12 protein-coding genes are annotated in these 14,549 nt (G+C 47.7%); 4 read left to right on the forward strand and 8 right to left on the reverse strand.

The features are described from left to right. Positions 1-84: 84 nt before the first annotated feature. The 5 genes from IEX60_RS20265 to IEX60_RS20285 form a co-directional block, all read right to left on the reverse strand. The gene (locus IEX60_RS20265) at positions 85-1,080 is read right to left on the reverse strand and encodes a sugar phosphate isomerase/epimerase family protein (protein WP_188753237.1); all 996 of its coding nucleotides are present in this window, start codon (positions 1,078-1,080) and stop codon (positions 85-87) included. Positions 1,081-1,082: 2 nt separating this feature from the next. Then, positions 1,083-2,813 (reverse strand): RagB/SusD family nutrient uptake outer membrane protein, encoded by a 1,731-nt coding sequence (locus IEX60_RS20270; protein ID WP_188753238.1) that lies wholly within the window; start codon positions 2,811-2,813, stop codon positions 1,083-1,085. A 54-nt stretch (positions 2,814-2,867) separates the two neighbouring features. Next, positions 2,868-6,359, reverse strand: a complete 3,492-nt coding sequence (locus IEX60_RS20275; protein WP_229717671.1) for a SusC/RagA family TonB-linked outer membrane protein — start codon at positions 6,357-6,359, stop codon at positions 2,868-2,870. A gap of 410 nt (positions 6,360-6,769) precedes the next feature. Next, entirely contained in the window at positions 6,770-7,801 is a 1,032-nt protein-coding gene (locus IEX60_RS20280; protein ID WP_188753240.1) for a FecR family protein, read from the reverse strand. A 73-nt stretch (positions 7,802-7,874) separates the two neighbouring features. Next, positions 7,875-8,462, reverse strand: coding sequence for an RNA polymerase sigma-70 factor (locus IEX60_RS20285; protein ID WP_188753241.1), 588 nt, complete (start codon positions 8,460-8,462; stop codon positions 7,875-7,877). A gap of 99 nt (positions 8,463-8,561) precedes the next feature. On the opposite strand from IEX60_RS20285, the gene IEX60_RS20290 reads away from it, so the two are divergent. The 4 genes from IEX60_RS20290 to IEX60_RS20305 all read left to right on the forward strand — a co-directional run bounded on the left by IEX60_RS20290 (position 8,562) and on the right by IEX60_RS20305 (position 11,762). Next, entirely contained in the window at positions 8,562-9,719 is a 1,158-nt protein-coding gene (locus tag IEX60_RS20290; protein WP_229717672.1) for a PQQ-dependent sugar dehydrogenase, read from the forward strand. Positions 9,720-9,771: 52 nt separating this feature from the next. Continuing rightward, the gene (gene mqnC / locus IEX60_RS20295) at positions 9,772-10,896 is read left to right on the forward strand and encodes a cyclic dehypoxanthinyl futalosine synthase (protein WP_188753242.1); all 1,125 of its coding nucleotides are present in this window, start codon (positions 9,772-9,774) and stop codon (positions 10,894-10,896) included. A 12-nt stretch (positions 10,897-10,908) separates the two neighbouring features. After that, a complete protein-coding gene (gene scpB, locus IEX60_RS20300) occupies positions 10,909-11,472 on the forward strand; it encodes an SMC-Scp complex subunit ScpB (RefSeq protein ID WP_188753243.1) in 564 nt (187 codons plus the stop codon). 92 nt (positions 11,473-11,564) lie between these two features. After that, positions 11,565-11,762, forward strand: a complete 198-nt coding sequence (locus tag IEX60_RS20305; protein ID WP_188753244.1) for a hypothetical protein — start codon at positions 11,565-11,567, stop codon at positions 11,760-11,762. Positions 11,763-11,908: 146 nt separating this feature from the next. Here IEX60_RS20305 and IEX60_RS20310 read toward each other — a convergent pair whose 3' ends face one another. The 3 genes from IEX60_RS20310 to prmA all read right to left on the reverse strand — a co-directional run bounded on the left by IEX60_RS20310 (position 11,909) and on the right by prmA (position 14,534). After that, positions 11,909-12,247: a helix-turn-helix domain-containing protein gene (locus tag IEX60_RS20310; protein ID WP_188753245.1), complete on the reverse strand. Its 339-nt coding sequence runs from the start codon at positions 12,245-12,247 to the stop codon at positions 11,909-11,911. Between the two features lie 83 nt (positions 12,248-12,330). Further along, positions 12,331-13,689 carry a UDP-N-acetylmuramate--L-alanine ligase gene (locus IEX60_RS20315; RefSeq protein ID WP_188753246.1) on the reverse strand — a complete coding sequence of 453 codons (1,359 nt, stop codon included), beginning with the start codon at positions 13,687-13,689 and terminating at the stop codon, positions 12,331-12,333. A 2-nt stretch (positions 13,690-13,691) separates the two neighbouring features. Beyond that, positions 13,692-14,534: a 50S ribosomal protein L11 methyltransferase gene (prmA, locus tag IEX60_RS20320; RefSeq protein WP_188753247.1), complete on the reverse strand. Its 843-nt coding sequence runs from the start codon at positions 14,532-14,534 to the stop codon at positions 13,692-13,694. Between the last annotated feature and the right edge of the window lie 15 nt (positions 14,535-14,549).

Consider the following 14,549-nt stretch of genomic DNA (forward strand, 5'->3'; position numbering starts at 1 on the left):
ATGAAAGCGGGAACGTAAAAAAAGGGAATCCGGCCAAGAAGATTATCCGGATTCCCTGGGTCTGGTTTTGTTTTAATTGATAGGCTACATTAATTCCGCTCCAATTCGTTCCAACAGCATTTTCGTTTTAGCGATCCCCTCATCGGCCGGTAAACGATGTCCTTCGTATTCGATGCCGACGTACCCACCGAATCCCGCATCCTTGACCTCGTTCAATACACGCCGGTAATCGATGCTGGTTTCAAGGCCATACTCATCGAAATCGTAGGTCTTCGCACTCACGCCCTTGGCAAACGGCATCAATTCTTTGATACCTTGGTAGCGGTCGTATTCTTCAAGACACTCAGCCGCCATATAAGCTTCAAGCGTCTGCTCCTGCGGTTCGGCCCGCCGTATGCAAAAATTGCCAACGTCGGGCAGGGCTCCGCAATTGGGCCTTCCAACGGCTTTGAGCACACCGCTCAGCCAGGCACCGTTGGATGAAAGCCCCCCATGGTTTTCAACGATCACCGCGATCCCATGGTCATCGGCAAATGACGACAGCTCGGTAAGGCTCTCGGCCACATACTTCCGTAGGTCATCTGCATTGCTTTCCCCGGCGGCATTTACACGAATGGCATGGCAACCCAGAAATGCGGCGGCTTCCACCCATTTGTAATGGTTTTCAACTGCCGTATGTCGGGCCGTAGTATCGGCGTCGCCGATATCCCCCTCCAAATCGCACATAATCAGCACGCTGGTGATTCCATGGTCTGCACATCGTTTTTTCAGTTCCCCCAGGTATTTCCGGTCGTTTGCCCTATCCATGAAAAACTGATTGACATATTCCACGGCGTCAATCCCGAACTTCTCCTTTGCATACATTGGAAAATCCAAATGATCCAATTGTTTGCTGAAAAGCGCACGGTGCAACGACCACTCTGCCAACGAGATCTTGAAAAACAGATCAGGCGAAGACTCTTCAGCAGCCTGCCCCGGCTTTCCCGCCGAACCGCATGAATACCCTGCTATCATCGGTGCAGCTGCGGCAACGGCAACCCCGGCACTTATACGTTGAATAAATTTCCTTCTGGAAAGCATAATCAATACCCTGTATTTTGTGTCAATGTTCCTCCGCTTCTGTCGATTTGTTCCTGCGGTATCGGGAACATCGTATTCTTTTCGCCAAAATTAAGGCCACCGTAAAGCCTGCCGAAGGTTTCGCTGAAGCCCCCCTCAAAAGCCGAATAGCTTTCCAGTACATCCTTCGCTATGCCCCAACGTACCAGGTCAAAATACCGGTGTCCCTCTAGCGCCAATTCCAACCTACGTTCGAAACGGATGGCATCCAGGGCGTACTCTTTCGTAGCGAATGCCGGGTAGGGTTTTACGTTATACGCGGCGGCATCAGTACCGCCGATTTTTTTTGTCGGAAGCTTAGCCGCCCGGTTCCGGACATTATTAACTCTGGCCAGTGCGTATTCCAAATCGCCCGTTTCCGCGGCACATTCCGCTGCCATCAGGTAGACATCTGCTAATCGGATAATCTGGACGTCCAGTGCGGTCACGTTACCACCATTATCTAGGTTTCCCGTAAAATCAGCTTTGTCCAACAACCGTTTGTAGGACACAAACGGTCCGTGAGAGGCAGGCTCACGTAGCCACGCATCGCCCGGGAAGATTCCCCAATCGTGATACGGAACCCCCCTGCGCCCTACGGTGTAATCAAGCCGCGGATCCAACGCAAGGGTTTTATCCACCTCATAATTTTCTTTAGCGCTTCCGGTTAACCCAAAATCCGATTTATAGGGATTATTCCGATAGGAACCATCGAGCATAGGCAGTCCCAGCGTCGTGACCCGAAACGCATTAACTAAATCAAAAGAGGGATTAAAAAAGCCACAACAGTTCATTGGGGTTGGCGAATTCTGTAGCCCGGCTAGCATATCGCCCACATTGGCGTTGTCGCCACTCCCGTTCGGATTGATGGCGTGCTGTGCAGAAAAAATCGTCTCGGGTCCATTTTCTTTATTGACATCAAAATTATCCAGAAAATTCAAACTTTCCAGATCTGGCCTTACAGCGATAACATCTTTAAACAGCGCAAGTGCTTCGGCAAATTTCCCCTGGTACAGGTACAGCTTTCCCAGATAAGCTTTGGCGGCAATGCCGTCTACCCTCCCTACTTCACCCAACGGCTTTGTGTCAGGCAGATTCTGCGTAGCAAACTGGAAATCGGCCTCAATCATAGGCAGGACATCCGTATTATTCGGGACCTTGGCGGCATCGGCCGTCGAGACGTTTTCGTCGATATATGGGATATTTTTGAACACCCGCCAAAGGAAAAAATAATAATGCCCCCGGAGCATCTTCGCTTCCGCTTCAATTTGGGCTGCCCGTTCGTCCGAGAATTTCTCGTCAGCAGTTTCCTGTACAATCTTCAGCTGGCGCAGCGTGGTGTTGCACCGAATGATACCTTCGTAATAATTACGGTACATGGTGGCCAGGTGCTCATTGACCGGAATAGCGGTATGCTTTTCGACTTCGAGCATCGTACCTTGGTCACCTGCTTCGCTTCCCTTATGTGCATCTCCGCCGGCAACGTCCCCGAAAAGCCACTGGCTAGGGGCCGACCCATAATTGCCCCAGGTCCCATCCCGGTTGCCATTCATCAAACCATATGCTCCGGTAAGCAGCCACTCCACTCCCTTGGTACTGTTCAGCTGCTCATCTATCAATTGTCCCTGCGGTGTGCGGTCTAAGAAGTCTGAACTGCATCCGCCGACAACCATCGCCATCACCGAGACTAAGATTATTTTATATCGTGCTTTCATTATTGAAAAGTTTTATTGTTCATGGTAGTAATCCAAAACCTAAACGCCGATAGCTCAAAACGTGACACTCAACCCCAATAAATACTGGCGTGGTACCGGATAGACGCCCATATCCACCCCCGGGCCGGTGAAACCCGTAGATCCATATTGGCTCACCTCCGGATCCATACCACTATAACCGGTTAGGGTAAACAGATTAGTAACGCTGGCGTATACCCTTAGATTAGATACCCGACCCTGAAACATGCGATCCGCAGGCAGGGAATACCCTATTTGCAGATTTTTCATCCGAAAAAAGCTTCCATCTTGCACATAGTAGCTGGAAGACTGTCGCTCGATTGTAGGTGCATTGGCATAGGCCGACGGAATCATGCTCCCGGGATTGCTCGGGCTCCAAGCATCCAGCGTACGGGTGCTTACCGAACCAGGAAATGCGTAAAAGTCGGTATACTGACGAGTGAGATCAAACAGGTCATTCCCCTGCGACCCGTTAAAGAACATGCTGATATCAAACCGCTTGTAAGACGCACCCAAGTTGAGTGAATAGATAAAATCCGGATGCGGGTTGCCGATGATTGTCCGGTCATCCCCATCGATCGCATTGTCTCCATTAATGTCTGCAAACTTGGGGCCGCCCACGCGGGCTCCTTCATACGAAGCGCTGTTTGCAATATCATCCTCACTCTGGTATATCCCGATCATATCATAGCCGTAAAAAGCACCAAACGGCGCGCCTGCCCTTAATACCGAGGTCGTCACCTCACGCAGCGTGATGTAAGGCTGCTCTTTGACACCCGGTGCGAGCGCAATGATGTTATTGGTATATTTGGTAAAGAATACGCCCACGTCAAACCGGAAGGCATCTTCACTCATATCACCCACATAATGATAGTTTAAGGCAAGTTCTATACCGGCATTCTGCATATCGCCGGAATTGACATACGGTGAGTTACCTGTACCCACGGCAGCAGCAGGTTGCGGTACCGGGTACAGCACATCGCTTGTGCGCCGGTCAAACCAGTCAAACGTACCATCGATCGAATTATTGAACAACGTAAAATCAAGTCCCACGTTTAGTGATTTCAGCTCTTCCCACTTCACGGACTGGTTATCGTAGTCGCTGGTCCACAATCCACTGGTCAGACCGTTGCCCCCACCAATCGGGTAAAACGACGGATTGACCCCCGAAGCGTACCTTCTCATAAATTGGAATGAGGGAATACGTTGATTTCCCGTAACACCATAGCCGGCCCGGATTTTGAGGTCATTCACCCAGGAAACCTGTTTCAGAAAGCCTTCGTTGGATACCCGCCATGCGATACTGGCAGCAGGGAACGTACCGTAACGGTTTTCAGGTCCGAAATTGGACGATCCGTCACGGCGCACCGTGGCTGACAGTAAATACCGGTCATCAAAACCGTATTCGACCCGGCCGAAAATGGAAAACAGGGAACTCTCACTTCCCTCACTGCCACCAACAGTGGTTGCAGCCGTATTGAGGTAATAATAATTGAGGTCGCCAGACACAAAAAAATCATTTCCATTTCCCGTCAACTGGTGATAGTTTAACTCCACTGCCTCCGTTCCAGCAAGGATCTTAAGTCTGTGCATCCCATTAAAGGTGTTTTCATAGGTGGCTGTGTTCGACCACGTCCACTCGGTATTGGTTCCCCGGTACTCACTCAAGGTATTGTTCGTAAAGCTACCTTCCGAGCGTTCCGGGTTTGGATACCCGATGGACTTGCCGTTGAAGTTTTCATGGCGTAGCCCGAAGGTCGTCCGGAAATTGAGTCCTTCTACCAGCTTCAGATCGGCAAAAGCACTTCCGAAAAACTGGCCACTTTTATTTGTATTATCCTTCTGTCGGTACAGCACCGCTAAGGGGTTATCGGCATTGCCCAACATGCTACCTTTGGTACCGGCAAAATTGCCCATGATATCATATACCGGCACAATGGTTTGGATACGATATGCCCAGCCAATTGCCGAGTCCTCGCCCTGGTAAGAACCGGATCGATTCTCATTGACGCCGAAGCCGTGGCCGTTGGTAGCGGAATACTGCATGTTTTCGCCAATCGTAAGTCGATCGTCCAAAAAAGTAAACTTGGTATTGCTACGGATGGTATACCGATCAAACCCGGTATATTGATACGTTCCCTCCTGCTTGAACGCACTTCCACTCAGTGCATATATCGCATTTTCGCTTCCGCCTAGGATGCTCAACTGATACGTCTGAATGGGTGCATTTTTTGTGATCTCATCGAACCAGTTGGTACCGGCCTGATTAGCGGGAACAATGGTGTAATACTGTGCGGGATCCATCACATAACGGTACTTCGCGGGATCCGCATCTGCCACGGTGATTTGATGCCCCATTTTGTCCCCGGCCAAGAGGTATTCGGGCAGTGTTGGATGATCCGGATCCGAACCATAATTCTGGCCGGTAGTTCCACTGGTACCGGGAGTTGCACCGGCATTTTTTTGCTGCCGGTAAACATACTCACCGTATTGCTGCGGGGTTAGCATTTTGGGGAATCGGCTCCGGTTTGGCGCCTGCGTACCGTAGTAGGTATCCAGCGTAATCTTGGGCGAACCTTTGCCCCCCTGCCTGGTGGTAACGATCACCACGCCGTTGTTAGCCCGAGCGCCATAGATGGAAGCTGCTGAAGCATCTTTCAGTACCTGCATGCTTTCGATATCATTGGCACTTAGCCAGCTTAGCTTCCCTTCATAGGGCATGCCGTCAATAATATATAGCGGATCATTATTATTGATGGTACTAAACCCCCGGATACGGATCTGCGGTGTAGCCCCGGGCGCTCCACTATTAATGATCTGCACACCGGTTGCTTTTCCTTGGAGTGCCTCAACGGGGCTCGCTGCCGGCTGCTGTTTCAGCCCCTTGACATCTACCACTGCCACCGATCCGGTCAGGTCTTTCACCCGTTGGGCAGAGTACCCCGTTACAACGACCTCATCCAATGTGCTCAACGAAGGTTGCAAAACAACTTCATAGATCCGTTTAGTACTATCCACCACAAATTCCGTGGTAGCAAACCCAATATAGCTCACTTCCACCACTTCTGCCTGCCGCACTTCCAGTGAAAAATGTCCATTACCGTCCGTGCTGGTACCACGTGTCGTTCCTTTAACTTTGATTGCGGCGCCGTATATCGGTTGCTTATCGTCACCGCTGGATACGCTGCCTGTAATTGTAAAATCCTGGAATAAATTGAAAAGAAGCACTTTGTCCTCTGATAACTGGTAGGTAATCCCCAGTGGTTTAAACACTCCCTCTAACACTTCAGATAACTCATTTTGCATGGCGGTGAGCTTGAGTTTCCGGTCGGCTTTGATTGCGGAAGAACTGTAGATGAACTTCACTCCCGCCTGTTCTTCCAATGCCGCGATCAGCTCTTTGATCGTCGTTCGTTTTGCGGAAAAAGCCACCCTTCTATCCAGCACCCCCTGTGCATCAGCCTCTTTAGCATAGGTCGAACAGATCACAAAAGAAGAGATGAGGGCATATAAAAAGGTTAATCTCATCGCTGTTTTGATTAAAGCAATAATTCGATCTTTTTTCATATTTTTGATCAATTTATGGTTCGTTAACTATAAACTTCCCAGCGTTATCGTGCTGGGATTCCTGGCCGGCAATACCCCCATATTGCCGGCTTTTTTTGGTTACGTCGGTGTGTTTTTTATCATAAGTCAGTCATTTGGTTATTAATAGGTTTGAATTAAATGCTTCATGCAATACCGCGCCCGCTTGCTTTCGGAATACGGTGTTGTACTCCCCAAAAACATCGTCTTTAAGAATCAATCGGAAAAGGTGCTCAGGTATGAGCATCCCTGAGCTGTGTCTACGTCTTATTTGTCTTCATGTGTCATATAACTTAGTGTGTTTGTGCATAATGTGTGTTTGTGGTATTATAATGTGTGTGTGTATAAAATCTTTATTTCCTTCTTAGAAAAATTGCTTTCCCGATTACTTCATAACGCGTATTGGTGACCGTACAAATAATATCCAGCTGCTTAAACAACCCTATTCCGCTGATGTCCCCCGTAAACGTGATCCCATCCAAACCGGTGTCAGCTACCACATCTAACGCGTATAAGTCACTTAATGTTTTGGCAAGTTCCGGCATGGAAATATCCCTGAATGTTTCATGCAGGATGGCATCCAACTGTTCGCTTACGGGCAGCGGGTTTTCGGTGATCGTTTCTTCAAGCGTTGTCTGCTGCAGCACGGCTCTTTGGTTGGTGGTCAGTGAAGCCTTATCAGGCGCAGACAGCATCCGTTTTACCAAGTGGTTCCTGCCCACATTGTAGTAAACATCTACCTTTCCGGAATAGACAATTACTTCTCCCTTTTCATTCCCTTTAGGGGCCTTGATCTTGAATTTGGTACCTACTACTTTGGTGATCATCCCTTCGTGGAATACCCAGAACGGATTGTCTTTATTGGCGGCTACCGCAAAAAAAGCGTCCCCTATCAAGCGTACTTCCCGATCGGTTGTTTTGAAACGCCTGGGATATTCCAATTGGGCACCCGGATACAGTTCAACAAGCGATTCGTCAGGAAGGATAACTTTCATGGTGGATTCTTCATTGTTTCTGACCTTTACGATCGTGGCCTCCGACTGTTTCGAAGAAGCAAATGAGGGTTGGATGGGATAACAGACAACCCGCAGGTATACCCACGTGCCAGCAACGATCAAAAACAGGGCGACAGATGCAGCCACCCACCACCAGCCTCTGTGCCGAGTCAGGTAACGGACTTCGGAGCTTGTTTCCGTATCATTGATTTGTTGGGAAATCTTGTTCCATATCGCATCTTCTATGGTAGCGACATTAGCCTCACTGATCCCATCCCCATGATATTCGTCAAGCATGTGATACCAATGATGGACCAATTGCTCTTCCTCGGGAGTACAATGTCCCTCCAGATATCGCTCCAACAACCGGTGAAAATTTTCCCTACTCATGGTTCGCTAACATTGGTTAGTTATAGAGTAGTCGCCCGAACATGGGATATCCCTAAAAAAAATTGAAAAAATTTTAAAAAATTTCCTGTACGAATAACAGGAATGGAAGGAAGTCCCTCAACACCAAGCGCATGGTCTTTAACGATTGCGTAATATGGTATTCGACAGCTTTTTCGGAAAGATTCAGTTTTCGGGCAATTTCTTTGACAGAATATTGTCCGTTGCGGCTCATCGTATAGACCGTTTTAGTCTTAGGTGGCATCATATCCACGCCTTTATCTATAGCGGCATTTAGTTCTTTAAGCCGATACGAGGCCTCTACCGGATTACCCCCCTCTTCCTGAACATGCAGAAGATGCTCACGGTATGCGCTTTCCCGCATCTGGGATTTCAGGTACGAAATAAACCGGAATCGCACCGCTACAAACAAATACGATGCGAGATTTTGTATAACGGCATCCTTCCGCTTTTCCCATAAGGAGACAAACACAGCCTGGGTGAGGTCTTCTGCCAGCAATGAGTCGCCAGATCGTCGCATGACCATCCGGTAACAACGCTGCCAGTGTCGCCTATATAATTCCTTAAAGGCAACTTGATCATCGTTACGGATCCGGTCCAGTAACGCTTGGTCCGATATCGATATGTAAGTAGATTCTGCCAACGAATAAAGGTTTGTTTTATTTGTTCATTGGTTTACGCAAACCTACCAACTTTGTTACATATATGCAAGGATTATCTCTATCTTTGGCATTTACACAGTATGGAGACACAGATACGCTTTTTTTCTTCATGGATGGCGGCATACGCACTCCTTTTATTCTTCAGTTGCGATGGCACACAGCGTTCGGGTGGAGTACCGGTAGGCACCGCTTCGGTAATCGCGACAGAAAAAGCTTCGTTTTATATTGACACATTATATACGGGTCTAGAAAACCCGTGGGGCATGGCCTGGCTGCCCGATGGCCGCATGCTCGTAACCGAACGTAAGGGAGAAATATGGATATTCGAAGCCGAACACTATACAGGCAAAAAGCTCACCGGATTGCCGGAAGTTTACCAACGTGGACAAGGCGGACTGATGGACATCCAACTCCATCCGCACTATCGTGAAAACGGATGGATATACGTAACCTGTGCAAAACCCGGAGATGGCGGGGGAAGTACGGCTTTGATGCGCTTCCGGCTAACGGGCACACAAATCAGCGATGTAGAAACCCTGTACCAAACCACGCCACTATCGGCATCAGGCGTACATTTTGGCAGCCGCATTGCTTTTGACAAGCACGGATATCTTTACTTCAGCACCGGCGAGCGTGGCACCAAGGAAAATGCACAAAATCTTTCCAACGATATGGGAAAAATACACCGTCTGCACGACGACGGCCGCATACCCGCAGACAATCCATTTACAAACCAGCCGGGGGCCAAACCCAGTATCTGGTCTTACGGACATCGTAATGTGCAGGGATTAGCCTATGACGAATCGGGAGATGTACTTTATGCAACTGAACATGGCCCACGTGGCGGTGATGAGCTCAACATCATCGAAAAAGGGAAAAATTACGGATGGCCCTCCATTACCTACGGAATCGATTATAGCGGGGCCATCATTTCCGAGCAGACGGAGCAGGAAGGCATGGAACAACCGATTCACTATTGGACACCTTCCATTGCTACCTGTGGGCTCCTGTATTACCACGGCGACCGCTATCCGGGATGGAAAGGCAATTTGTTTGCCGGAGCATTGGCACTTACCCACATAGCGCGGATTGAAGTCGAAAACGAGAAATACGTACACGAAGAAAAACTGTTGCAAAACATCGGGCGGGTGCGCTATCTTGCCCAAAGCCCGGATGGCCTGATTTTCGTATTAACGGAAGATCCGGGAATGCTCTTGAAACTTGTTCCGGCAGCGTAAGCAGGTTGAAATGATCCCATAGGTTTACCAAAAACTACGTATCTTTGCAACCATGAATGTTGACAGTTTGTTGGGGCGTGCGTTAAATTTTGAATTTCTTTCCATTGAGGAAGGAATTTATCTGCATAAGCATGCACCCGTTGCAGACCTATCCTATGTTGCCAACGAATTGCGTAAAATACAAGTGCCCCACGGCAAGGTCACCTGGCAGATTGACCGCAATGTGAATACGACAAATGTGTGCATTGCCAACTGTAAATTCTGTAATTTTTTCCGCCGACCGGGACACGAGGAAAGCTACATCACAGACATCGAGACCTATAAACGCAAGATCGAAGAAACCTTCCGATATGGAGGAGACCAGTTGTTACTTCAGGGCGGCCACCACCCGGATTTGGGATTGGCTTTTTACACCAATCTTTTCCGGGAGTTAAAGCAACTGTATCCTGCCTTAAAATTGCATTCACTTGGCCCACCTGAAGTGGCCCATATTGCCAAGCTGGAGGGGATGAGTCACATCGATGTACTTCGCGCCCTGAAAGAAGCGGGCTTGGATTCGTTGCCGGGTGCCGGCGCAGAAATATTGAATGACCGCGTCCGAAGGCTCATCTCCAAAGGAAAATGCGGGGGCAAAGAATGGTTGGATGTGATGCGGGCTGCGCATCAGGTCAATTTGCCTACCTCGGCTACGATGATGTTCGGTCATATCGAAACCCTAGAGGAACGATTCGAGCACCTTGTGTGGATCCGGCAGGTACAGGAGGAACGTCCAGAAGGCGCATATGGATTTATTGCATTTATTCCCTGGCCCTTCCAGGATGACGGCACGCTTCTCAAACGTCTCCGCGGAATTACCAACAATGTAACCGGTGAAGAATACATCCGCATGATCGCATTAAGCCGCATCATGTTGCCCAATATCAAAAACATTCAAGCCTCGTGGCTTACGGTGGGAAAACACGTTGCTCAGCTTTGCCTACACGCCGGGGCCAATGACTTCGGATCCATCATGATTGAGGAAAATGTCGTATCGGCTGCGGGTGCGCCGCACCGTTTTACTTCCAAGTCTATCCAAGACGCGATCCGGGAGGCCGGGTTCCAGCCTCAGCTCCGCACACAGAAATATGAATTCAGGGAAATACCGGATACGATGGTCGAACAAGTCATTGACTATTAAATAGAAACCGACTTGGAAAATGTCATTCAACACGTAGAAGCGTTGGTATATGCGTCGGAGTATGGAATAGGTGTGCCCGAAATTCAACAGGTGCTTGAGGCCGTATTAGGCGATCGCATTGATGAACAGCTAATCCTTGATGCCCTCGAAGATATTAAGGACCGTTACCTGAACAACAACCACATTCTGGAACTGAAATCCATCAACAATGGCTATCAGTTTTTGACAAAACCGCAATATTACAACACCATAAACCAGCTGCAGGCCCATCGGGCAAAAAAGAAGCTTAGCCAAGCGGCGCTGGAAACCCTAGCGATTATCGCCTATCGCCAGCCGATCACCAAGCTGGAAATCGAACAGATTCGTGGTGTCAATTGTGATTATTCGGTGCAGCGACTCCTTGAAAAGGAGCTCATTAAAATCGTTGGCAAAGCCGATACGCTGGGCAAGCCCATTTTATATGGAACCAGCGACTTATTCATGGATCACTTCGGAATTGACAGTACAGCAGACCTGCCAAAACTCAAAGAAATCGTGCAGGAAGGAGACAATGCCATCGGTGAAATCAGCGAGTAAAAGACTCAATATATTTTTTTTAAAAAAAGTGTTTTGATATCAAAAACTTGTTATTTTTATCCTATTAAAAATTAAAAACAATACGCTTTTACATGATTATGAAAACGCCAATGATGCATGACAATGAGTTAGCGATTATGGAGGATGACGTTTTGGTCACTTTTGCCGGTGGGCCCGATGATGAGGACGACGATTCGGATGACCTGTTCGAGGATGACGACAGCTTCGAATTGGATGAACTCGACTCGCTGGAAGAGTTTGATGATTTTGATGACGATGATGATTTTTGATAAAAAGCTTCGCGTTTGAGCAAAAACCATTACCTGCCAAGAACATAGGATTCTTAAGTATCCTTGCCGTACTGTGCAATTATTCCCCAACACATCTACTGCGGTTATGATTAATTATACCGAGTAGATGTGTGTGTAGTTAAAAATTACTCTCCGTTTTTTCTATGCAACTGTTCGTAAAGTTCGATCACTTTCTTTTGAAGTTCGATCACTTCAGCGTCACGTTCCTGAAGTTTTTTATGGGCAGCCGTCAACTCTGAAATGTACTTCTTCTCTTCTTCAGAGTCATTAGTGGCCAGCAATTGAACCACTGTCAGTCCAAATAAACGGGATATCTGGTCCAATCGGGATAGGTTAACATCGGTAATTCCGGTTTCAATCTTAGAAAATGCCGGTATCGATATATCCAGCCTTTTAGCTACGTCTTCCTGGCTCCACCCCTTTTGATGACGGAGGAGTCTGATTTTTTTTCCTAATGTATTCATTGGTGAGATGGTATATTGAATTTAAGTAGTTGTCATGATTAAATTAAATGTTTTTACCTGGCAAACTAATATAGTTAAAACTTTCACTTATATAGGAACTTATCGGCAAAATTAACAAGATTTATGCCACCATAATTTCCTGAACTCATAAGCAATAGATTCCGGCCGGTTGGGTTCATTGCCATGAGGTATTGCTTCATGCTTTCTACATTACTGAAATAGACGAGGTTAGGTTGATTAAAAGCCGCTTTTAGCATTTCCTCTGAAATGGCTCCGGCATTGCGTTGTTTCAACGATTCCTGGTTGATAAATACGGCTGGATATTCTGCCTCATGCATGGTATCTCTGTACTCTTTTAGGTACGCTTCGTTAAGGCTGCTATACGTATGCAATTCGATGATGGCCACCAGTGCCTTATCGGGAAATTGTTCTTTAAGCGCATGGATACTAGCCTTCAGCTTCGCGGGGGTGTGTGCAAAATCCTGATAAACCACGCTGTCGTTGTCGCTGGCTACGTATTCTAACCGACGGGAAGCACTCTTAAACTGCTTGATTGCCGCATAAAACGCCTCCCGCTCTACTCCCAACCATTCGCAAACGGTGAAAGCTGCCACAATATTGGATAAATTATGTTTCCCAAAAACCTGCAGGGGGATATCTCCATTGTTTGTATGGATATAGGTAATCCCCTTATTAATGGTATACTCCGGCGTACGGTATCCGTGTTTATTGATCTTGGATTGATCTTCAAGTACCAGTTCCCTGAGTATCTGATCTTCTTTATTATAAACCAGCGTACCCTTGGGTTCAATGGTTTTGATAAACAGCCGGAACTGGTTCACGTAATTCTCAAAAGTCGGAAATACATTGACATGATCCCACGCAATGCCACTGATAAGCGCAATATGTGGCTTATATAAATGGAATTTCGGGCGTTGGTCTATCGGTGAGGCCAGGTACTCATCACCCTCGATGATCATGAGCGGCGCATCCTTTGTAAGCCTGACCATGTGATCAAACTCATCGAGTTTGGCACCCACCAGATAGTCAAAATCACGTCCGATGGATTTAAGCACATGCATAATCATGCTGGTGATGGTGGTTTTTCCGTGACTACCACCGATAACGACCCGGGTTTTTTCTTTGGTCTGTTCGTAAATAAACTCCGGATAGGAGTAAATACGGATTCCCATCTCCTGTGCTTTCAGCAATTCGGGATTATCAGCCTTGGCATGCATACCCAGCACAACGGCGTCAATATCTGACGTAATACGTGTGGGGTCCCAGCCCGGCGGCGGAAGCAAGTTCTCGTTAGCGAGATTAGTCCGGGACGGCTCGTAGATATGATCATCTGAACCGCTGACTATATACCCTTTCTTAGCCAGTGCGATAGCAAGGTTATGCATAATGCTCCCACCAATGGCAATAAAGTGTACGCGCATAGTTAATCTCGTTTTCTAAAACATGCTGCTGCCCATCCATCCAATGAACGATGGGTATCGTATTCCAATGCATAGTTGGCTCCGGCAATCTGAAGCGATTCCAGGTCACCCCCTTCATAAAAGCCACTCACATACAGCACGCCGCCGTCATGCAATGATTTTGCGTACTGTTTCAATTGGTCTAATAACACATTTCGATTTATATTAGCTAATATGATGTCGAACTTTTCATCCACGATCCACTCCGTCGAGCCGCATTTTGTTACAATGTTCGTGATGTTATTCAGGGCCATATTCTCCACAACGCTATCAATACATACCGGGTCATTGTCAATAGCCCATATACGTGAAGCGCCCATTTTCGCCGCCAATATCGCCAATATGCCCGTACCGCATCCCATATCCAGCACCTCCTTTCCGTTGAACGACTCTTCAAGCATGTAACACATAACCAACGAAGTGGTTTGGTGGTGGCCCGTGCCAAATGCCATTTTAGGATCGATAACGATCTCGTAAGGATATGAAGGTTGGGCTGGATGAAACGTGGCCCGCACGTAACACTGGTCGGCTACGGTTACCGGCTCAAAATTACTTTCCCACACCGCATTCCAATTTTGAGGGAGTATTTCTCGCACGGCGTACGTAACCTCAAAACCAATGGGTTGGTGAATAAGCAACGATTCCAGGGCCTGTAGATCGAGTTGTTCAGAAGCGATGTATGCAGCGAAACCGTCATCACGCGGTTCAAATGTATCAAATCCGAGGCCTGCCAGATCATGGATCAATATGTCCTGATGCCAGGCCTCGCCACCTTTGCAGGTAAAACTTACTTCACTGTATTTCATGGACACGGCAATCCG

The organism is Parapedobacter defluvii, from assembly GCF_014642075.1.
Taxonomy (GTDB): domain Bacteria; phylum Bacteroidota; class Bacteroidia; order Sphingobacteriales; family Sphingobacteriaceae; genus Parapedobacter; species Parapedobacter defluvii.